Source organism: Dactylosporangium cerinum (genome assembly GCF_042653625.1).
GTDB classification, from domain to species: Bacteria; Actinomycetota; Actinomycetes; order Mycobacteriales; family Micromonosporaceae; genus Dactylosporangium; species Dactylosporangium cerinum.
Genome location: NZ_JBHSIU010000018.1, coordinates 85163 through 105424 on the forward strand (window position 1 = coordinate 85163; position 20262 = coordinate 105424).

Genomic DNA, 20262 nt, shown 5'->3' on the forward strand with positions numbered 1-20262 from the left:
GCGATGGCGACCGTCTCGCTGTGCATGATCGTCAAGAACGAGGAAGCCTTCCTGCGCGGGTGCCTGGAGTCCGCCGCGCCCGCCGTCGACGAGATGGTCGTCGTCGACACCGGGTCCACCGACGCGACCATGGAGATCGCCGTGGCGGCCGGGGCCGTCGTGCTCACCGACACGCTCGACGGCGACTTCGCCAAGGCCCGCAACCGCGCCCTGGACGCGGCCACCTCCGACTGGATCCTGGTGCTCGACGCCGACGAGCGGCTGCCGGAAGCGGCGGCGGCGAGCGTACGGCGGCTCGCCTCCGAGGCGGGCGCGGGGCGGCATGCGTTCGGCGTCACGCGGTACAACTTCTTCCCCAACGGCGGCTTCTACACCGACCCGGTGGTCCGTCTGTTCCGCCGCGACCCCGGCATCCGCTACCACGGCCGGGTCGCCGAGACGGTGGCGCCGTCCCTGGCCGAGTCGGGCCGCGGCTGGGCGCCGTCCGACGTCGTGCTCAACCACAACGGCTTCTCCCGCCCGATCGCGGTTCGCGACGCCAAGCTGCGCATGTACCTCGGCCTGCTGCAGGGGCGACTGGACACCGAGGGCGACAACCCGTTCCTGCTCATGCAGATCGCGCTGTCGGTACGACGGCTCGGGCGCTTCGAGGAGAGCCTGGACCTCGCCCAGCGGGCGGTCGCCGCGTCCGACGATCCGGAGCTGGCCTACCTGCACGGGCACGTGCTGCGCTCCGCCGGCCGCGACCGCGACGCCCTCGCCGCGTTCACCCGGGCGGCGGAAGGTTCCCCCGAAGACGGCGTGGCAGCCAACATGGTCGGCGTCCTGCAGCTGACACTGGGCGACGAGGCAGCCGCCGAGCAGACCCTGTCCGAGGCCCGGTCGGCCGCGCCGCACCTGGACCACATCACGCTCAACCTGGGCCTGCTCCGGCAGGCGCAGGGCCGGTGGGCCGACGCCGTCGCGCTCTTCCGGGAGGTGATCGGCCGCAACCCGGGCTTCCTCATCGACGAGTGGGCCGGGCGGCTGGAGGCGGACCCGCACCGCAACGCCTCCAACGAGACAATATACGGATACGCGGGCCTGCCCTTCCATCTCGCCTACTGCCTGGCGATGGCCGAGGGGCGGGGCAAGGAGCTGCACCAGTGACGGGACCACGATGAACCGGCCGATCTTCACCAGCACCGCCGAGTACTACGCGCAGTTCCGGCCCGCGTATCCGGCGGCGATGCTGGACGACCTGGTGCGCCTCAGCGTCGGGACCCACGGGCGGCACGTCGTCGACCTCGGCTGCGGTACCGGCGAGGTGGCGCTCCCGCTCAGCCGCGCCTTCGACACCGTGACCGCGATCGATGCCGACCCGGCGATGGTGGCGCTCGCCCGGCGCAAGGCCGACCGGCAGGCGATCGGCAACGTCACGTGGCTCGTCGGGCCGGCCGAGACGCTCGAGCTGGCGGACGGGAGCGCCGACCTCGTCGTCGCCGGCTCGTCGTTCCACTGGATGGATCGGCGGCTGCTGTCGGCCCGGGCCCGCGACTGGCTGACCGGGACCGGGGTCGTCGCGGTGCTCGGCGGCGGCAGCGACGTGTGGGACGTCCGGACCGAGTGGCACGCGGTGGCCGTGCGTACGATCCAGCGGTACCTCGGCCAGGAACGCCGCGCCGGGAACCAGGCCTTCGGCGTCACCGGCCGGCACGGCGACTTCCTGACCGAGGCCGGCTTCAGCCTGCGGACGCGACAGTACGAGACCGAGACCGTGTGGACGACCGACCGGATCGTCGGCTACCTGTACTCGACCTCGTTCGCGAGCCCGGCCGTCCTGGGCGACCAGCGCGACGCCTTCGAGCGGGACCTGCGGCAGGGGCTCCACGAGCTCTCCCCCGGCGGCACGTTCCCCGAGGTCCTGAGCTTCTACTCGATCGTGGGCCGCCGCGAACCGGACGGCGCACACGCGTCGGCGGGGGCTGACAACCCCGCCGACGCCGGGTGAGCGTCGGGCGGTCGTCGCCGGTCAGGTCTTCGGGGTGCGGCGGGCCCGGCGGACCAGGCTGTAGACGGCGATCCCGCCCAGGGGTCCGTTGCGTTGAGGCTATCGGCGCAGCCGCAGCACGTTCATCTGGGTCAGTTGGGCGTCTGCGAAGACGTCCACGAGCGGCAACCGGTAGGTAGCAACAGTCTGCATGCGGCCGCGGGGCAGATGTTCCCGGCCGGGATCGCCGACGAGCACCTGGGCGCCGCGCGCCGCAACTGCCGCGCCGGCCTTTCCTGCTGCGATGGCGACCAACCCCGAACCGGCAGCCAGATCCAGAACCCGTCGGCCGGCCACTGCCGCCGGATGGTCCAGGACATATCGGGCGATCGCCTTGCCCCCGGCCCACGCGGAAGACCAGAACGGAGGCGGTCGCTTCACGCCAGCCTGTGCTTCCATCCTGGCCCACCACACGATGGCGTCCTCAGCCAGATACAGCCGCACCTCGGGCACAAAGGGCACCTCGACGAGGCGAAGACGGTCCAGGCGGCGCTGTTGCATGTGCCGATCGCTGCTCGCGCGAAGCGCGGGAGGGCAGGTTGAAGCGAGTGCCGACCTGGTCTTCAGATGGCGGTGGCGAGTTCGGCCAACGCCGCGGCGACGCGGAGTCCGCGTGGGGCGTCGATGCCGAGTTCATAGTGTCCGCGGCGGAGGTTCTGCATGAATGCGTGTCCGGCGATGATCGTCTGGGCGGTCTGGGCGGTCTGGGCGGTCTGGGCGGTCTGTAGTCCGCGCATTGGTCTGAGCCGGTGCTTGAGCTGGCTGTGGTCTGCTTCGACCCGGTTGTTGGCGTGGCGTTCGACGTGGTGCCACGCCGATGGGACCAGGTCATCGAGGACCGCTGGGTACACCGGCGCCGCGTCGGTGATCACCTCGGCGGGCCGTACCTTCATCGTGGCCATCGCCCGGCGGAGGAACCGTCGTGCCGCCACGGCGTCGCGGCGGGCGGACACGAGTACGTCGGTGACCTGGCCGTGCTGGTCGACGGCCCGGTACACGAATCGCCAGACACCGTTGACCTTGACGTATGTCTCGTCGGTGAACCATCTGTCGCCGGGTGCGTGCCGGCAGAACCGGGCCGCGTCGACCAGCAGCGGGGTGAAGCGTTGCACCCAGCGGAAGACGGTGACGTGGTCGACCTCAACACCACGCTCAAGTAGCAACTCCTCGACGTCGCGGTAGGAGAGGTTGTACCGCAGGTAGAGCCGGACGGCGACCATGATGACGTCGGGCGGGAACTGGAACCCGGCGAACGCTGACCGTGGTGGCTGGACTGGACGCCGGCGGTTCGAGTGCTTCACCGTTCAAGCCTGCCTGACCAGGGCATCGATCAATGCAACAGACCCCGCGAAGACAACCGAGAGAAGCCGACCCACGGAACCGGGAGCGCAGCCCGACCCCTCGGCCGCGTCACTATAATGATCAATCCGTGACCGCCGGAGGGAACCCCGGGCGCGCTACGCGACGGCGTCGACAATCTGCTGAGCGAGGGTCTGCCACTTCGCGTAGGCGTCTGGATAGGCGGACACTTGGACGGTTTGCGCCGCTACGGTGATCTGCAGCTGCTCCCAGCCGGGGATCTTCGCCAGCGCGGAGTAGAAGCGGCGCGCGGATTCGTGCGGATCCATCAGCTGGGCGACGGTCCCCCAGTTGGGTCGCTGCTGGAAGAGCCCGACCGAATCGTGGTCGTACCCGACGCCTTCGTTCGGGTGCTTCAACGACTCCGGCAGGTTCGCATTCGCGAGGTTTCTCAGATGGCTTTCCTGCAACGCGGTGGCGATCGCCACCACGAACGCGCGTCGGGGCAGTTTCAGTTGCTGGCCGGCTTCGATGATGGCCACGGCGTTGTTCATCTCGGCCTGGGTCAGCCCGCCGACGGGGCCGCGGACGGTCGGCGACGGCGAGGACGCTGGTGACGACGACGCTGGTGCGCTCGGCTTCGTCTGCGACGGCTTCGGATGGGCCGTGGCCGTTGCGGTCGGTTGCCGGCTGGGCTGTACCTGGCCGCGTTGTTTGCTGCGGGAAGCGTCGTTCTCGGCGACCCTCGCTCGGTCCGCGTCGTCCGCCAGCGCCATGTCGGCATGTACTGCGATACCCGGGGTAGTGGCCGACGATGTCGGCAGCAAAGACCAACCGATCCCCGTGGCGGCGATGATGGCTGCGCCGAGGTACAGCCCGATCCGGGGGCGGGCCGCGTGGCGGCCGCGGCGGGAACGTTGCAGGTGACGAGGGCCGCGAACGTTCGCGGCGCTGTCCTGCTGGACCTCAGTCTCGCCGGTGGACATTCGGCCTCCCTCCGGCCGGCGCGGATTCGGTGCGGCAGCAGACCAAGAACGTCACGCTGCACATCCGGCGGCAAACCGCCGAGGCCGCCGAGGGCGGCGGCTTCCGGAGGGCGGACTGGTTTTGTTGTGCTGTGATGTGAACAGGTGCTGCACGGGAACCTCGACATTGCATGCTGGAACGCGACGGCTGGGGCCGGCGCCGGACGGCGCGGTCGTTCTGCGTCCGGGCGGCCGGTATCGCCCCCTGCCGCCGAAGCTGGTGTCGGCAGGGGTGGTCAGCGGCACTGCCCACTAACTGTCCAAAGTGGACAGTGATAGCTGGGTCGGTGTCGCGTCGTGGGTGTGCGGGTGTCGGCGCCGAAACGGCTACTGAACCGGACACCGTCTCATCACCGTCGACGCCCAATGGGCGCCCGGGCCGCGGGTCGAGGTCAGGCGGCAGATGTGATGCGACGCGAGGGTTTGCACGCACTACTCCTTCCGGCACCGCCTGCCGGGTTAGCTGACGGGTTCGGGCGGGAAGCTCGCCCTACCTCGCGGCACGTGGCCCCGTGGATTCACCCCAGTTGTGCCTGGTTCCCCGGCTCGTGCGAACACGACTCAGCGGATCCACTGTGGAGTCACCCTAGGCGGTGACGGTTAGCCACAGTTGATTTCATGACCCTAGCGGGTACGCAAATGCGCGTGAAGCGTCCGACGGAAATCTAAGCGGAACGTAAGGAATTAACTACACGTTTCAGCTATCGGGCGTTCGGCAGCCCGGCGATGTGATTCGTGTATGACCGGGGGAACGGTCTCCATCGTCGACCGTTCCCCGGTGCGGCCGCCCGTGCCAGGTGCGAACCGGCGCGGGTGTGTTCGGGTGACGCCACAGCAGGACGCCGGCAGTCACCCGTGCGTGATCCTCTCCCACCGGCTGGGTGGTGCGAGTGCCTGAGTGGTCTGCAGGGCAGTGGTTACGGCCGTGGCTGAGGCAGTGAGCTTGAGCGTGCCGACATGGGTCCCCGCTGCAATGTGGCGGCGCGGCATAGTGGTCAGGGTATCGATCTGGTAGGCCAAGCCGGGCCAGCCGAGCACGTCCACGTCGCCGGTTGCGGCAAGGGTTGTGCTCCTGCCCATCGGTCCCCGGGCGGTCGCCACAATATCTCCGGCGCGCACGACCCGGTACTTGTGCGGCAGGCTGCTGCTGGCTTGGATCAGGCGACGGGTGGCCTCGAAGGCGTCTGCCATGTTCGGGCCGGGTGCGAGTACGGCGCCGATGATCCTGAGCCGCTGCCCTTCTGCGGAGATCTCGGCCGCGAAGAGCAGGCAGCCGCCGGCCTCATCGGTGGAGCCGGTCTTGATGCCGACGATCCCGTCCTTACCAAGCTGTGTGTTGACGTTCCTGGCCGGCCCGACGACGGGCAGCGTGGCCTGCGGCATCGCCACAATCTGCGCCAACACCGGCACCTGCATTGCCACCCGGCCCAGGGTGACCTGGTCGGCAGCGGTGCTGACGGTGGACGGTGCGAGCCCGGACGGGTCGGTATAGCGCGTGTCTGCCATCCCGAGGCCGGCTGCGGCCTGGTTCATTTTGGCCACGAACGCATCGCTGCTGCCGGCGTCCCACCGGGCGAGGATGTGGGCGATGTTGTTGGCCGAGGGCAAAAGCAGGGCCTGGAGGGCTTGCCGTTCGGTGAGCACCTCGCCGGCCACAACCTGGACCAGCGACTGGCCGGAGGCGAGCTGAGACGGATAAGCGGCGGCCTCCTCAGCCGAGACGGTCAGCGTGGGGCCGTTCTCGTCCAGGCGCAGGGGATGATCCCGCAGGACAACGTACGCGGTCATCACCTTGGCGACGCTAGCGATCGGCACGGGTCGGGAACCACCGGAGGAGCCCAGCCGGCCGAGCCCGTCAATCTCAACCGCTGACTGCCCGGCCTCCGGCCACGGCAACACTGGCGGAACGCCTGGGATTGCGTATACCCGCGGCACGGTCTGCACGATCCGTGGCGCCGGCACCGGACTGACCAGCCTGAGCGTGACGAATCCGCCGACGGCGAGCACCACGACCACCGCGGCCACAGACAGCCACAGCCCTCGACGACGAGCCTGCCGCGGTACAACCACCGGCTCCACACTGGTCTTGGTCAACTTGAACTCCCCACAGCCGATCGCCCCAAATTTCAAGCCGCGGTACGAACGCGGCGTTCCGCGCTACCCGATGCGACCGCCGGCTAACGTCTCAAAATGCCATCGACTTCATGGCCGTCGGGGAGCTGGCTCGCCACAGTCGAACGTCGTGCCACTGTCCCCATATCGGCATGCCGGAAGGCGATCATCCGGGTGGCCAGCAGCCCTGGCTGCCGGCGCCTCACCCTCACCGTGCGGTCCGAGCCGGCCGGCACCGCGCTCAACTGCTCCGTACGGGCGTGCAGCTCACCCCGCCGCGCCGGGCGGGCTGGTCCTGGAGGGCGACGTCCAGGCCGCCGGCTACGGCATCGTCGCTCTCCCAGATCCGCCGTCACGTCGGGTGTCGCATTATGCGAGTCCGGCAAGAAAAGCAACCCGGCGCCGACGAGACCGGCCTCGACCAGTCCGATAAAGACCCGGTCGCTGATCCGCCCGACAATCTTTCTGCCCGCCCACGCCCCGGCGATCGTGGCCGGGGTCAGCGCGGCGCCGTAGAGCAGGACCTGTCCGGTGAGCAGGTCACCGGCGCCGTAGACGGCGATCTTGGTCAGGTGCATGGTGAGCGCCGCGGCCGCCTCGGTGCCGATGTAGGCGGCGCGGGCCAGGCCGTAGGCGAGGAAGAACGGTGCGGTCAGCGGGCCGACCGACCCCAAGAGGGCCGAGCCGAATCCCGAGGCGGCGCCGATGCCGGCGAACGCCCGGTCACCGGGCTTGCCGGGACGGGGATGGAAGCGGCGCCAGAGGACCACACCGATCAGGAACCCCAGCAGCTGCTTGAGCGCACTCAGCGGGGCGTGGTCCAGCAGTACCGCCCGAGGATCGCCAGCGGTACCGCACCGGCGGCGAACCAGCTCACCAGCGGCCGCTGCAGGCCGGTGGACCCGCCACCGCCGCCGGATGCCCGCACGTCGCCGCCACCCCCATCGCCACCGTGTGGGGATCTGCCGCCGAGTTTGGGGAGTTTTGTGAACTTGTCGACGCCGGCGCTGAGTGCGCCGTCGAGGCCGCCGCGGATCATGGTGTCGGCCAGGCCGTTCCAGGAGAACTCGGCGTCGCCTCGGCCAACGTCGACCATGTAGCCGGCGCCAGCGGACATCGCGCCGGCGACGGCGCCGGCGCTGCGCTACCGGAGGATGTCGCCACTGAGCGGACGTCGAACGGAACCTGACCGGATGAGCCGAGTCGTCGTCGGGTAGCCGCTTTCATGGATCGCCGTTGACGCCGCGGCGAGATCAACCTCACGCTTGGCGCACGGCTGTGCACCACTGCGTGACAGGGGGACGGGATCGATGCCGGTCATGGAGACGATCGCTATCGTCAGCGCGATCTCCACATTCTTCAACCAGGTGTGGCAGCGGCGGCAGACCACGCAGCAACTGCAGGCACAGGCAGACGGCCTGCGCAACCAGATCGCCCAGCAGCACGCCAACCGCGGCATGGTGGGCACGCAGGCCGCCGTGCAGGCCGCCGGCAACCGGGTTACGTCGCGCCCCTGGACCACCACTCGCTGCCCCTTCCCAAGGACGGCCAGCCCATCGCCCTGTCCAGGAACTCGGCGGCATGATGTCGGCCGCTGCGCCGAACTCCCGCGGACGGGGCCGCACCGCCGGGCCTCCACGGCGCGTCTAACCTGCCAATGTGGTGACGTTGACCGAACTCCTGGCGCTCGACGACGGGGTGCTGCTCGACCGAGTGTGCGCGTTCACCGCCGACGAGCGGGCGGCGCTGCACCGGCCGGCGCTGCACGCCTGGGAGCGTTACAGGTGGCGGGACGACCTCGACGGCCGCAAGGACCGGTACACGCCGGCGGAGGGCCGGCGGCTGGATCTGATCGTCTTCGCCGCCGCGCCGGCGGACCGGCTGTACTGGCCACCGGACGACGACCAGCTGCGGGTCGCCCGATCCCGGGGCGGCCGGTTCGTGACCGCGCTCGCCCGGCACGTGCTGCACACGATGGCGACCGAGGACTTCAGCGCCCCTGACTTCAACGAGATCCGCCGGGCCGAACGCGACGGCCTCGTCACGCTAGACGCCGACGACGACTATGCGCTGGCGATGGTCAACCAGCTCGGTGGGCGGTTCAGCGCCGGTGGACGCCGCTCGGACCTGCTTCGGGCCGATCCGGACCTGCTGGCCCGGGCGTTCTGGCGGATCTTCGAGGTCGAGGGCAACCGGCAGGTGAGCCTCGCCAACGTTGACAAGTACAGTGGCGCGCCCGTGCAGTCCTGGCACGACGCGGTCCTCGACCTGCTTTCCGATGCCACGATCGACCGCGCACGGGTGCTGGACGCGACGGTCGCCGCGCTCGGGCTCGGCTTCCCGCAGTACCGTGCCGGCTGGTACTCCCGCCTGCATGCCGCGCTGGCGCCGTCCGTCGACGAACGCGCCGCCCGCCAGGCCGGCTACGCGACCCTGTTGCGCAGTTCCGTGGGGCCCACCGTCACGCTCGCCGTCGACGCCCTCACGGCGGTGGAGAAGGCGGGCCGGCTCGACCACGACGGCAACGCCGCGGCCCTCGCCGCCGGGCTTGCCGCCGCGGTCCTCGTACCGGCGAAGTCCACCGCGATGAAGGCGCTCGCCCTCGCGGCGCGGGCCGGTGCCGGACAGTCGTCCGCGGTCGTCGCCGCCGCGCTCGGCCATCCGCACGCCGACGTCCAGGCCGCCGCCGCCGAGCAGTTGCGGGTACGCGGCGAGCCCGGCCCGGTCCTGGCCGCGTTGCCGTCGCTGGCGCCCGCGGTCGCGACGGCGGCCCGCCGCTGGCTCGGCGACGACGCCCCACCCGCGGTCGCGGCACCGGTCCCCCGGCCGGACAGCACCGCACCGGTACCAATGCCCGATGCGGTGGCGCCGATCACCGACCCGGCGGAGCTGGCCGAGGCGTTCGCCGTCCTGCTGGCCGACCCGACCGACGCGGAACTGCTCGAACGCGCGCTCTGCGCGGCCGCCCGGCTCGGCCCCGATCCCGTCGAGTACGCCAGCCTTGCCCGGCGGGCGGCACGCCTGCTGCGCGACGGCCCGAGCTGGGAATCGGACCACCTGCTCGACGTCGTGGCCGGCGTGGTGCTCGCCGCGGCCCATACGCCGCCGGTGCGGTGGCTGCCGCCGCTGGCACCCCAGCTGCAGCTGCTCGCCGGGCGGGCCGCCGCCGTGGAGTCGGCCTTGCGCGCCGGGCGCCGGTACGCCCCGTGCGCGGAACCGACCCATGCCGGCGGCTGGATCGCGCCGGCCGTGCTCGTCCAGCGGCTGTCCACGGGCGCCCCGCCGGATCCGCTCGACGCGGTCGCCGCGCTGCTGCGGCTCGGACCCGCCGCGGCAAGCGCGGACCCGGCGATCCGGGCCGCCGCGGCCGCCGTACCCGGCGCCGTGGGTGCCGCCCTCCGGTACGCTCTCGGCGGACCGCCACCGACGACACCCACCCGAGCCGACCGTCCACTGTGGATCGCGGCGGCCCGGTCCCGTACACCGCGGGGAGACGATCCATCTCTGATCGGCCGCGGGCCCGGCTACGACGCGGCCGGCGCCGGACGGGCACCCACGTGGCGGGTGTCGTTCGACCCGGAACGGCAGTACAGCCGGATCCGGGTCACCGCGCTCGGACCGGCCGCACCGCCGGCACCCACCGACCCGGCACTGCCGACCGTGACGCTCGGCGCCGTGAACCCCTCGTCCGACCGGCTGCCCGGCGCGCCGTGGCACCCGTGGCTGGCCTCGATCTGGCCCGGCAACATCGAACCACTCCTGGCCATCGCACTTCCGCACCAGCTCGCGTCCCTCGACGGCACCGTCGACGGCGGCGCCGGAGCCCACGCCCTGAGCCTGCTCAGCCAGACAGTCGTCGAGCTGCCGCCACTGAGCCCGTACACCGTCGCCGCGGGCCTGGCGAGCGCCAGGGTCAGCGACCGTGTTGCCGCGGTCGACGCCGCCGTGGACCTGCTGCCCCAGCGGATGAGCCCCGAGGCGCTCGCGTCCGCGATGACGACGCTGGCTGCGGTGGTACCCCTGAACCGGTGGGCCGCGTCGCTGGCCGACCTGGCCACCGCCGGGCGCGGCGCGCAGGTCCGGGCGGTCCTCACCACCCTGCTGCCGTCCCTGGACCGGACCACCCGAGGCCTGTACTCGCTGGTGGAACTGCTCCGCGACGAGCACCTGCGGGCCGGCGCACCGGTCACCGCACCCGGCCTGCAGCAGTGGCTGGCCGCGGCCACCGGTACGTCGAGGACCGCCGCTGCCGCACGATCGCTACGCACCGCCGACCCGCTTGACCACCCGGACCCCACACGCGAGTGACGGACGCGCCCTCCTTGGACGGTCGGTGGTCCGCGCCAGCTTCCTGGACGCGGCGGCCGGCACCCCCGACCCGCGCCTCCCGAACGCCTCCTCAGCTTCTCGCTCCAGGTCGAGATCGACGGCACCCTGCCCTGGCGCCGGGCGCTCACCAGCGGAGCGGTCACCGCCGCCCGAGCAGCCCGCACCGCCCGGGACGCCGGCCGTTCACCGGCGAGCCAGTCGGCGGCAGGTCACCCAGCTGACGCCGGACCGGCCGGCGATCGGCCCGAAGCATCCTGACGAATCTCGGTACTCGTGCCGCGGTGATCCGGGCGCCCCGACGCGCCACGGTCAGGTCCGGTGGAAGATCTCCTCGCGACGCGCCGGCGACGGCCTGGCCGGGCAGCGCCGTGCCGTCGAACTCCCCGCTGATCCGGCGCCCGTCCCCCGCCTGACGCGCGTTCCGAGCGCCGCGTCCACCGCTCGCCGCGTGGGCCGCTGCCGGATCTGCGCCGAAAGCGCCCCGCACGGTCGTCATGCCCCCACGGCGGCGTCGGCCGTGTGCCGAGGCGTGCGCTACCTCACCTCGCGAAGCCACCCCGCATCGTGCCATCGGGCGGCGTGATCGGCCGCCGAAGGGGTACGGCTCGGCTACGCCCGCAGCGGGTCCGGCGCGGGTGATGTGCCGGCGTGCGACCCGCGCGGTCAGCGCGGCGTGCGGGTGGGCGACACGAAAGGAACGCGTTTGGCTACCGGGTTCGAGCTGGACCGCTCCCGCGAGGCGGGCGGTCCGGCATTGCGGCGTGCGCCGCATGGGATCGATGCCGGCAAACGTAGCGTGATGGGCGTCATGGTCGACGTCATCGACTACGACGCGGCGGTCGAGAAGGTGGTCGCGGCAGCCGTCGACAGGCGCCCGTTCATCCTCACCGCATTGGCCGTGCACGGCGTGATGACCGGGGTTTCGGACCGTGTGTTCGGCGCCCGGCTGAATGCCTTCGACGTGGTGGCGGCGGACGGCCAGCCGGTACGGTGGGCGCTCAACCTGCTGCACGCGGCGGGCCTGCGGGAATGGGTCAGCGGGCCGGAGCTGACGCTGCGGGTGCTGCGGCGGGCGGCCGCCGAGGCGTTGCCGGTCTATCTGTACGGCTCGACGGCGCAAACCGTCGAGCAGTTGGCGGCGTCGCTGACCGGGATGCTGCCGCAGTTGCGGATCGCCGGCGCCGAAGCGTCGAAGTTCCGTCCCGCCCGGCCCGGCGAGCCCGCGCAGATCGCCGATCGGATCAACCGCTCGGGGGCCCGCCTGGTCCTGGTCGGCCTCGGCTGCCCGCGGCAGGAGACCTTCGTCCATGCGATGCGGCCGCTGCTGGCCATGCCCCTGATGGCCGTCGGGGCTGCGTTCGACTATCACGCCGGCAGGCTCGCTCCCGCGCCGCGACCGATGCAGCGGTACGGACTGGCCTGGCTGTGGCGGTTGATGTTCGAGCCGCGCCGGCTCTGGCGCCGTTACCTGCTCCTCGGACCCGGCTACCTGCTCCGGTTGTCCGCGCAGAAGATGCAGCTGTGGACGCCGGCCGCGCCGGAACCGGCGTTCCGGCTGCCCGACCCGCCGCCGGTCTGATCGCGCCCGCCACCGCTGTCACCGATCAATCGAAAGGGAGAATTCGATGTGCGGGATCACCGGCATCGTGACCGCCGACGCGGGCACGGTCGACCCGGACCGGTTGCGTGTCATGTGCCGCGCCCTGACGCACCGCGGCCCCGACGAAGAAGGCTTCCACCTCGGCGACACGGTCGGCCTGGCCGTGCGGCGCCTGGCCGTCATCGACGTGGAGCACGGTCAGCAGCCGGTGCGGTCCGAGGACGGGACCGTGCACGCGGTGCTCAACGGAGAGATCTACAACTATCAGCGCCTACGCCGCGAGCTCGCCGCTCGGGGTCACCGGTTCGCTTCCGGCAGCGACGCCGAGGTCATTCCGCACCTGTACGAGGAGCACGGCTCGGACTTCGTGCGGCACCTGGAGGGCATGTTCGCCATCGCGTTGTACGACGAGGCCAGGCGTCGTCTGGTGGTGTGTCGCGACCGCGTCGGGGTGAAGCCGCTCTACTACGCGGAGCGCGACGGCGGTCTGGTCTTCGGCTCGGAGATGAAGGCGGTGCTGTGCGCCGTCTCCGACCGCTCGCCGGACCTGCAGGCGTTCAGCGCATACCTGTCGCTGATGTACGTGCCCGCGCCCCGGACCATGTACCGCAAGATTCGCAAGCTGGAACCGGGCACGGCGCTGGTGTGGCAGGACGGCGCGTACACCATCGAGCGCTACTGGGCCCTCGCCGACGTGGCGCCGCGCCGCGACCTGACGGCGGCCTCGGCCCGTCAGATGCTGCGCGACCTGGTTGTCGACAGCGTCCGCCAGCAGATGGTCGCCGACGTACCGCTCGGCTTCTTCCTCAGCGGTGGCATGGATTCCAGCACTGTCGTCGCCGCGGCCCGCCTGGCGGAGCCGGACGCCGTCCTGAAGACGTTCTCGGTGGGCTTCGCGGACCGGTCCTACGACGAACGCAGCGCGGCCGCCCTGGTCGCGCGGCGGTTCGGCACCAAGCACACCGCGCTGTTGGTCGAACCACGCGCACAGGATGTGGCGGATGGCATGCTGCCCTGCTTCGACGAGCCGTTCGCCGACCCGTCCATGGTGCCCACCTACTACCTGTGCGAACTCGCCCGGCGGCAGGTGACGGTGGCGTTGAGCGGGGACGGCGGGGACGAGCTCTTCGCCGGCTACCTGACGTACCAGGCGGACAAGCTCGCCCGCTACTACCGGCACCTGCCCCGGGCGCTGACGGTGCGGATCGCTCCCTCGCTGCTGCGGTTCCTGCCCCGCTCGAGTGCCCGGGCGAGCTTCGACTTCAAGACGCGACGGTTCATCGAGAACGCGGTCGAGCACCCGGGTCGCAGTCATTACCTGTGGCGGGTGGTCTTCCGCGAGGCGCACAAGGCACGGATCCTGCGGCCCGACGTGTTCGCCGGGATGACCGACACCTACGACACGCACGAGCCGCACGACCGGGCCGGCGCCGGCTTCGACCGGCTGACCCGGTTCCAGTACACCGATGCCCAGGTGTACCTCCCCGACGACGTGCTGACCAAGGTCGACCGGCTGAGCATGGCGCATTCGCTGGAGGTGCGGGTCCCGTTGCTCGCCACCTCGATGATCGAGTTCGCCTTCTCCCTGCCGGGCCGGCTGAAGTCCCCCGGTCTGCGGCCGAAGCTCCTGCTGCGCCGGACGATGGCCGATCTGCTGCCGCCGGAGATCATCGCGATGCGCAAGAAGGGCTTCAACGCCCCGCTCCCCAGATGGCTGCGCGGTGTGTTCCGACCGTTGCTCCGCGAGTACCTGAGCCGGGATGTCCTGGAGCGGCAGGGCTACCTGCAGTTCGACGAGGTGAACGCGATCGTCGACCGGCACCTGAGCGGCACGGCCGAGCATGCCCGGGAGATCTGGATCCTGTTGCTTTTCACCATGTGGGCCGAGCAGGAGAAGGCGTACCTCTAGCGCCTGCCGTCACGAGTAGTACTGCTGAGGGTAGGAGACCGTGAACTATTGGGTGTTGCTCCTGTCGATCGTCCTGGCGTTGCTGCCGGCCGTCGTCCTCACGTCACTGATCTCCCGGACAACGCGGGCCTGGATCTGCCGGATCGCCTTCCTCGTCTCGGTGGGGCTGATCCTGTCGCCGTGGCTCTGGGTGCGCCTGGGCTACGACGTCCCGGCGCGAGCCGCTCTGCTGATCGTGACCGGGGCGTTCGCGGGCGGGATCGTGCTCAGCGCCGCCACGGCCGGGATCGTGGAGGACAACGCGCCGCCCTCGTTGGGGGTCCAGCGCATGGTCCTCGCCTACCACGCCCCGAGCACGGTCCCTCGCCGCCGGGTGCCCCGGGGGAAGCGGCTGCTCGACATCGTCGGCGCGTCCGTCGGGCTCGCCCTCACGCTGCCGCTGTGGCCGATCATCGGGCTGCTCATCTGGTTCGAGGAGCCGGGCCCGGTCTTCTTCACCAAGAACTCCGTCGGCCTGGGTGGTGCCACGTTCCGGCAGTTCAAGTTCCGCAGCATGCGGTACGGCGCGGAGAGGCTCACCGGCCCCGTGGCGTCACCCGCGGGAGATCCGCGCACGCTACGGGTCGGCCAGCGGTTGCGCCGCTGGCACCTGGACGAGCTCCCGGAGCTGATCAACGTCCTGGGCGGCACGATGAGCCTGGTCGGCCCGCGCCCGCTGCGGACGATACTGGTGCTCTCCCACCTGAGGACCGTGCCCGGCTACGCCGAACGGCACACGGTCCGGCCGGGGATCGCGTGTCTCGCCCAGATCGAGAAGTTCCACATGCCACCGCAGGAACGGCTGGAGAAGGACCTCGCCTACATCCAGCACCAGAGCGTGATGTTCGACCTGCGGCTGCTCGGCCGCGCGGTGCTGACCACGATTCGCGGCGAGCGCCGGTACCACAGCGACCCGCCGCTCGTGCCCTCCAACCGCACCACCGCTGATCCGGCCAACGGGTCCGGCGGCCCGTCCGAGCCGATCGAGCACGCGGGTCAGCTCCCCGGCGCGTGAGGCGCACCCGCGCTCAACCGGTCAGGCCGGTCAGGCCGGTCGGTGCCGGTCCGTTCCGGTCCGTCTCCGGACCGGATCCCCGCGGTGGCGGTGGCCACCAGCCGGCCGATTTCGGTGAGGCGCAGGAGCCGCGCGGCGACGACGTACGCGATCCCGCCGGGCACGCCGGCCGCGGCGACGACGACGAGCGGCCCGGTCAGCGGAGCCAGGAGGTGCGCGACCGCGGTGGCGACACCGGCGGCGGCCGTGGCCGCGAGCAGCACCCGGGCGTGCGTGCTCACCAGCCTGCGACCGTCGATGCGGCCCAGCCGGTGGCGCAGGACCAGACCCGCGGTGATGAGGCCGGTGGTGTACGCCGCCCCGTAGGCGATCGGGATGCCCACGACGATGTCCGCGCGGGGCAGGAACGCACCGGCGGCCAGGCAGCCGGCCACGCCGACGGCGCTGACCCCACTGGCGATCAGCGCCGGCGTCCTGGTGTCCTGCATGGCGTAGAACCCGCGCAGCAGGATCGCGTACCCGCTGAACGGCACCAGGGCCAGCCCGAACACCGCCATGACCGTCCCGAGCAGGCCCACGGTCGACGCGTCGCTGCGCCCGTGGGCGAACAGGAGCGCGGCGAGCTGCGGTCCGAGCGCCACCATGACCGCCGAGACCGGGGCGAGGGCAACGACGGCCAACCGGATGCCCAACGACAGGTCGTCGGTGATCCGGCGGTGATCCAGGCGAGCCGCACTGCGGCTCAACCGGGGCAGCATCACGGTCATCACCGACAGGGTGATCACCGCGAACGGCATCTGGAACAACGCGTACGCGTTCTGGTACGCGCTGATCCCACCCGGCCCGCCGATCGACGCCGATCTCGTGGCGACCGTGAACAGCACCTGGGCCGCGGCGACGGAGAACAGCATCCAGCCGCCGAGCCGGCCGATCCGGCGCATCCCGATGCCCCGGGGATCGAGCCGGGGCCGGAACGGAAAACCGCTGCGGGCCAGCGCCCACATCACCATGGCCATCTGGGCGAAGACTCCGGCGCTGGTGCCCAGGCTCAGCAGCAGCAGATGGGGCGTGGTCAACGCCTGCATGCTGGTCGCGCCGCCGACCACGAAGTACAACAACCCGACCGCGGTGACGACCAGGCTGTTGGCCAGCGGCGCCCACATCGGTGCGGCGAACCGGCCCCGGATGTTCAGCACGGCGCCCGCCGCGGCGCTCATGCCGTAGAACAGGATCTGCGGCAGGAAGAACCGGGTGAACACGACCGTCAGATGCCGTTGGTCCGCGGTGAAGCCGGGCGTGAACAGGTCCACCAGAACAGGGGCCAGCACCGTGGCGACCAGGGTGACCGCCCCCAGGCCGAAGCCGATCATCGACAACAGTCGCTGGGCGTAGACCACGCCACCGTCGGGCTCCGTCAGCGCCGCCCGGGTCAGCATCGGCACGATGACGCTCGCCATCGCACCCCCGACCACCAGGTCGTACACCACGTTCGGCAGCGCGTTCGCCAGGTTGTAGCTGTCCAGTAACCGGCTACCGAGTCCGAGCACGGCCGCCAGCACCAGGATCCTGACGAATCCAGCCGCCCGCGATGCCAGCGTCGCCACGGCCGCTCCCCGGCCCGCGCGTCCCAGGGACGATCCGGCTGTCCCGCCGACCTTCACCAGGCCGGCCGGTCAGCCACCGGCGACCAGTTGGGGATGCGCGGCGAGGAAGCTCTTGACCTGGTCGGCGCGTACGGCGGCGAGCAGGTTGACGGTGGTCTGGTCGAGGGCTTCGGCGGTGCCGTTGCCGGGCGACTGGTTGAACGTGCCCTCGTTCGACTTGATGGTGACCACGTCGTCGCCGCTCACGCCGCGCATCGCGTACGCCCAGTCGGCCAGGTCGATGCCGCCGCCGTCGATGGTGATCGCCTTGCCGGCGACCTCGAGGACCTTGTTGAACCGCATCGGGTTGGTGAGCACGTCCTTGCTGAGCATCCCCTTGAAGACGGCCTTGATGAACTGCTGCTGGTGGCGTTGCCGGTCGTAGTCGCCGTTGGGAAGGGTCTCGCGTTGCCGGACGTAGTCGAGGGCCTGCCACGGTGCGAGGTGCTGGTAGCCGACGTGGTAGGCCACCGGGGTCACGCCCGGAACCGGGTCCAGGCCCTGGCCGCCGTCGTCTCTGGTGTACTGCCGGAAGGGGACCTCGGTCCCGCCCTTGCTGTTGTGACCGATGCTCACGGACGTGGTCTCCTGATCCACGTACATGTCGACCCCGCCGAGCACGTTGACGACCTGTTGGAAGCCGGTGAAGTCGACGATCGCCGCGCCGTCGAACGTCACCCCGCACAGCTTCTTGATCGTCAGGGCGAGCAGCTCGACGGCATGGCTGCGGGCAGCCGGCCCGGTGAGGCCGTTGCCACCGTACGCGTACGCGGCGTTGACCTTGTCGTCGCCGCCCGGGTACTGCCTGGCCCCGTTGTCGTACGGCGGGATCTCGACCCAGGTGTCCCGAGGGATCGAGACCATGTACGCGGCGTCATACGTCGCCGGGATGTGCAGGATGATGATCGAGTCGGAGCGGACGGGTTCGTGAGGGTCCTGGCCGGGGCGGGCGTCGACACCGATGAGCAGGATGTTCTTCGCCCCGGTGACGGACGCGTGGCCGGGCTGCTGGGCCTGGTTGCCGGTGTCGCCGAGCAGGTTCTGCTGGACAACGCCGCGCATCGCGTACGAGAGCAGGGCCTCCTTCGCCACGGGTACCGCGCCGGCCAGCACGGCCAGGATCGTGCCGAGCACGATGCACCACCGCGCCCATGACGGATCCTTACGCCCTTCGCGCTGATCCCGCTCGGTCGTCACGGTTGCCCGACCGTACACGCGACCGGGCCGGTCGGTCGTCACGGTTGCCCGGCCACACGCGCGGCCGGGCCGGTCGGTCACCGGATCACCGGATCGGTCGGTCACCGGATCACCGGATCGGTCGGTCACCGGATCACCGGATCGGTCGGTCACCGGATCACCGGGCCGGTCGGTCACCGGATCACCGGATCGGTCGGTCACCGGATCACCGGATCGGTGCGGTTCATCCGGAGAGGTCACCGGGCCGGCTCCTGTTCACGAGACACGTCGGACAGGAGAAACCTACGGAGCGGGTGGACCGGCGGCCGCGGTGTCCTGCGACATCAACCCCGATTTCCACCCCTACGAAACCGGTGCCCCGGGTCCGCGCCGCCGGTGTATCCCGTCCGTGCCTGGGTACGAACGGGCCGCACGCACTACGCAGCCGTCAACGAACGTCACTCGCGGGGAGCCCATGCCGGTACGTCCTGCCCTCCATGCGGCGCAGTAGCGTCGCGGGGCCAGCGCCGCGGTGGTGGCTCTACCTGCCGGCGTTCTTCCTGATCGCAGCCGGATGGGCGCTCGCGCTGCCGGTCAACGGCACGTACGACGAGAAGGACCACATCGCCCGTGCCTACGCCGTGACCACCGGACAGCTCACCACCCACCGCACGGTCGTCGACCGGCGCGACGACCGCAAGCCCGCGTTCCTGGTACCGGCGAGCCTGATGCCCAGCAACAGCAACGTCGACTGCGCCTGGGCGCCCCGCCCGGCGCGCCCGGCCGACTGCCAACACTGGACCACCGACCGGGCCCGCGTCCTCACGCCGAGCGGGGCGGCCAGGTACAGCCCGGTCTACTACCTGCTCGTCGGTGCGCCGCTGGTGCTCGCGCCCGACCGGACCGGCATCCTGCTCGCGCGGCTCATCTCGGCGCTGGCCGCGGCCGCGCTCCTGGCCGGCGCGGCCGGCGCCGCGCTGCGGCTCGGCAGCCGGCTGCTCGCGCTCGGTGTCGTGCTCACCGCGACGCCGATGGCGGCGAACCTGGCCGGCTCGGTCAACCCGAACGGCCTCGAGATCGCCGCGGGCGTCGCCGTCTGCTGCGCGCTGCTCGCCCTGCTGCGGGCGCCCCACGCACGGCTCGGCGATCACGCCGTGCGCCGCCTGCTGGTGCTGGTCGCGGTCGGTTCGCTGGTGCTGCTCACCGTCCGCCAACTCGGGCCCGTACTGCTGATGCTCGTCGTGACGGCGTGCGCGGCGCTGGCCCGCCCCGGCCGCATCGCCCAGCTGTGGCGGCGCCGCGAGACGCGCTGGATCATTGCCGGCTCATGGCTGCTCGGCCTGGCCGGTTCGCTCGGCTGGATGGCGTACTCCGGCGTGGCCGGCGTCGCTCCGGTCGCCCGCGACGCCCAGCACCCCGCCCCGTCGGAGCTCGCGCAGGTCCTGGTCACCCGGCGCATCCCGTTCTACCTCAAACAGGTCGTCGGCCAGTTCGACTACGGCGAGACCAAGCCGCCGCTGGTGGTCATCGCGGCGTGGTGCCTGCTGCTGGGCGCCGTGGTGGTGCCGAGCCTGATCCACGGCGGCCGCCGGCTCATCCTCGTCGCCGCCTCACTCGGCACCGCCTGCCTCGGCCTGCTCCTGGCCCTGGAACTGCACTATCTGCCGATCATCGGCTGGTTCGCGCAAGGCCGGTACGCGATGCCGGCAGCCGCCGGCGTGGTGCTGTGCGCCGCCTGCGCGCCGCAGTTCGAGCGCCGCCTTGCCGCGCGGCACCGGCTACGCCCCTACTGCACCGTCCTGACCGGCGTGGCCGCAGTCCTGCACGTGTACCTGCTGGCGTTCGTGATGACGCGTTTCCAGTCCGGCCCGGGCGCCCGCCTCGACCCGTTCACGGGCGTCTGGCGGCCACCGTCCGGCGCGCTGCCGCCGTTGCTGGCGGTGCTGGCCGGCGGCGCGATCCTCGCGGTGCTGGCCGCGGTGGTGGCCGGCGACAGTCCGCGTGGTCCCGTCCACGCACCACCGAAACAGCACGCGTTGCCGTCCATGCCGAACGTCCGGTGAGACGCTGCCTCCGTCAGGCGCGG

16 protein-coding genes and 1 riboswitch are annotated in these 20262 nt (G+C 71.3%); of the genes, 7 read left to right on the forward strand and 9 right to left on the reverse strand.

The features are described 5' to 3' along the window. The first annotated feature begins 3 nt into the window (after positions 1–3). Both ACFPIJ_RS15910 and ACFPIJ_RS15915 read left to right on the forward strand, forming a co-directional pair. Complete coding sequence (locus ACFPIJ_RS15910) at positions 4–1149, forward strand: glycosyltransferase (RefSeq protein WP_380115719.1); 1146 nt, start codon at positions 4–6, stop codon at positions 1147–1149. A gap of 10 nt (positions 1150–1159) precedes the next feature. Further along, positions 1160–1990: a class I SAM-dependent methyltransferase gene (locus ACFPIJ_RS15915; protein ID WP_380115720.1), complete on the forward strand. Its 831-nt coding sequence runs from the start codon at positions 1160–1162 to the stop codon at positions 1988–1990. A 99-nt stretch (positions 1991–2089) separates the two neighbouring features. On the opposite strand, the gene ACFPIJ_RS15920 is transcribed toward ACFPIJ_RS15915, so the two are convergent. The 7 genes from ACFPIJ_RS15920 to ACFPIJ_RS15950 form a co-directional block, all read right to left on the reverse strand. Continuing rightward, positions 2090–2530 (reverse strand): class I SAM-dependent methyltransferase, encoded by a 441-nt coding sequence (locus ACFPIJ_RS15920; RefSeq protein ID WP_380115721.1) that lies wholly within the window; start codon positions 2528–2530, stop codon positions 2090–2092. 62 nt (positions 2531–2592) lie between these two features. Next, complete coding sequence (locus tag ACFPIJ_RS15925) at positions 2593–3330, reverse strand: IS6 family transposase (RefSeq protein ID WP_380115723.1); 738 nt, start codon at positions 3328–3330, stop codon at positions 2593–2595. A 156-nt stretch (positions 3331–3486) separates the two neighbouring features. Next, complete coding sequence (locus tag ACFPIJ_RS15930; RefSeq protein ID WP_380115725.1) at positions 3487–4314, reverse strand: hypothetical protein; 828 nt, start codon at positions 4312–4314, stop codon at positions 3487–3489. Between the two features lie 472 nt (positions 4315–4786). Next, positions 4787–4930, reverse strand: a riboswitch (cyclic di-AMP (ydaO/yuaA leader). Positions 4931–5202: 272 nt separating this feature from the next. Further along, entirely contained in the window at positions 5203–6447 is a 1245-nt protein-coding gene (locus ACFPIJ_RS15935) for a D-alanyl-D-alanine carboxypeptidase family protein (protein WP_380115726.1), read from the reverse strand. Between the two features lie 83 nt (positions 6448–6530). Then, positions 6531–7385 (reverse strand): sulfite exporter TauE/SafE family protein, encoded by an 855-nt coding sequence (locus tag ACFPIJ_RS15940; RefSeq protein ID WP_380116187.1) that lies wholly within the window; start codon positions 7383–7385, stop codon positions 6531–6533. Next, a complete protein-coding gene (locus tag ACFPIJ_RS15945) occupies positions 7271–7561 on the reverse strand; it encodes a hypothetical protein (protein WP_380115728.1) in 291 nt (96 codons plus the stop codon). The genes ACFPIJ_RS15940 and ACFPIJ_RS15945 overlap by 115 nt, the downstream gene beginning before the upstream one ends. Before the next feature lie 48 nt (positions 7562–7609). Next, positions 7610–7819: a hypothetical protein gene (locus tag ACFPIJ_RS15950; RefSeq protein ID WP_380115729.1), complete on the reverse strand. Its 210-nt coding sequence runs from the start codon at positions 7817–7819 to the stop codon at positions 7610–7612. 305 nt (positions 7820–8124) lie between these two features. On the opposite strand from ACFPIJ_RS15950, the gene ACFPIJ_RS15955 reads away from it, so the two are divergent. The 4 genes from ACFPIJ_RS15955 (at position 8125) to ACFPIJ_RS15970 (ending at position 15357) form a co-directional block, all read left to right on the forward strand. After that, entirely contained in the window at positions 8125–10773 is a 2649-nt protein-coding gene (locus ACFPIJ_RS15955) for a DUF6493 family protein (protein WP_380115731.1), read from the forward strand. A gap of 820 nt (positions 10774–11593) precedes the next feature. Then, on the forward strand, positions 11594–12373 hold the full coding sequence (locus ACFPIJ_RS15960) for a WecB/TagA/CpsF family glycosyltransferase (protein ID WP_380116189.1): 780 nt from the start codon (positions 11594–11596) through the stop codon (positions 12371–12373). A 46-nt stretch (positions 12374–12419) separates the two neighbouring features. Beyond that, the gene (gene asnB / locus ACFPIJ_RS15965) at positions 12420–14303 is read left to right on the forward strand and encodes an asparagine synthase (glutamine-hydrolyzing) (RefSeq protein ID WP_380115733.1); all 1884 of its coding nucleotides are present in this window, start codon (positions 12420–12422) and stop codon (positions 14301–14303) included. A gap of 40 nt (positions 14304–14343) precedes the next feature. Next, positions 14344–15357, forward strand: coding sequence for a sugar transferase (locus ACFPIJ_RS15970; protein ID WP_380115734.1), 1014 nt, complete (start codon positions 14344–14346; stop codon positions 15355–15357). On the opposite strand, the gene murJ is transcribed toward ACFPIJ_RS15970, so the two are convergent. Both murJ and ACFPIJ_RS15980 read right to left on the reverse strand, forming a co-directional pair. Continuing rightward, on the reverse strand, positions 15339–16961 hold the full coding sequence (gene murJ / locus ACFPIJ_RS15975; protein WP_380115735.1) for a murein biosynthesis integral membrane protein MurJ: 1623 nt from the start codon (positions 16959–16961) through the stop codon (positions 15339–15341). The two genes, ACFPIJ_RS15970 and murJ, sit on opposite strands and share 19 nt — an antisense overlap. A gap of 69 nt (positions 16962–17030) precedes the next feature. Next, positions 17031–18197: an LCP family protein gene (locus ACFPIJ_RS15980; protein WP_380115736.1), complete on the reverse strand. Its 1167-nt coding sequence runs from the start codon at positions 18195–18197 to the stop codon at positions 17031–17033. A 476-nt stretch (positions 18198–18673) separates the two neighbouring features. Between ACFPIJ_RS15980 and ACFPIJ_RS15985 the strand changes: the two genes are divergently transcribed. Beyond that, complete coding sequence (locus tag ACFPIJ_RS15985) at positions 18674–20239, forward strand: DUF2142 domain-containing protein (protein ID WP_380115737.1); 1566 nt, start codon at positions 18674–18676, stop codon at positions 20237–20239. Positions 20240–20262 lie beyond the last annotated feature (23 nt).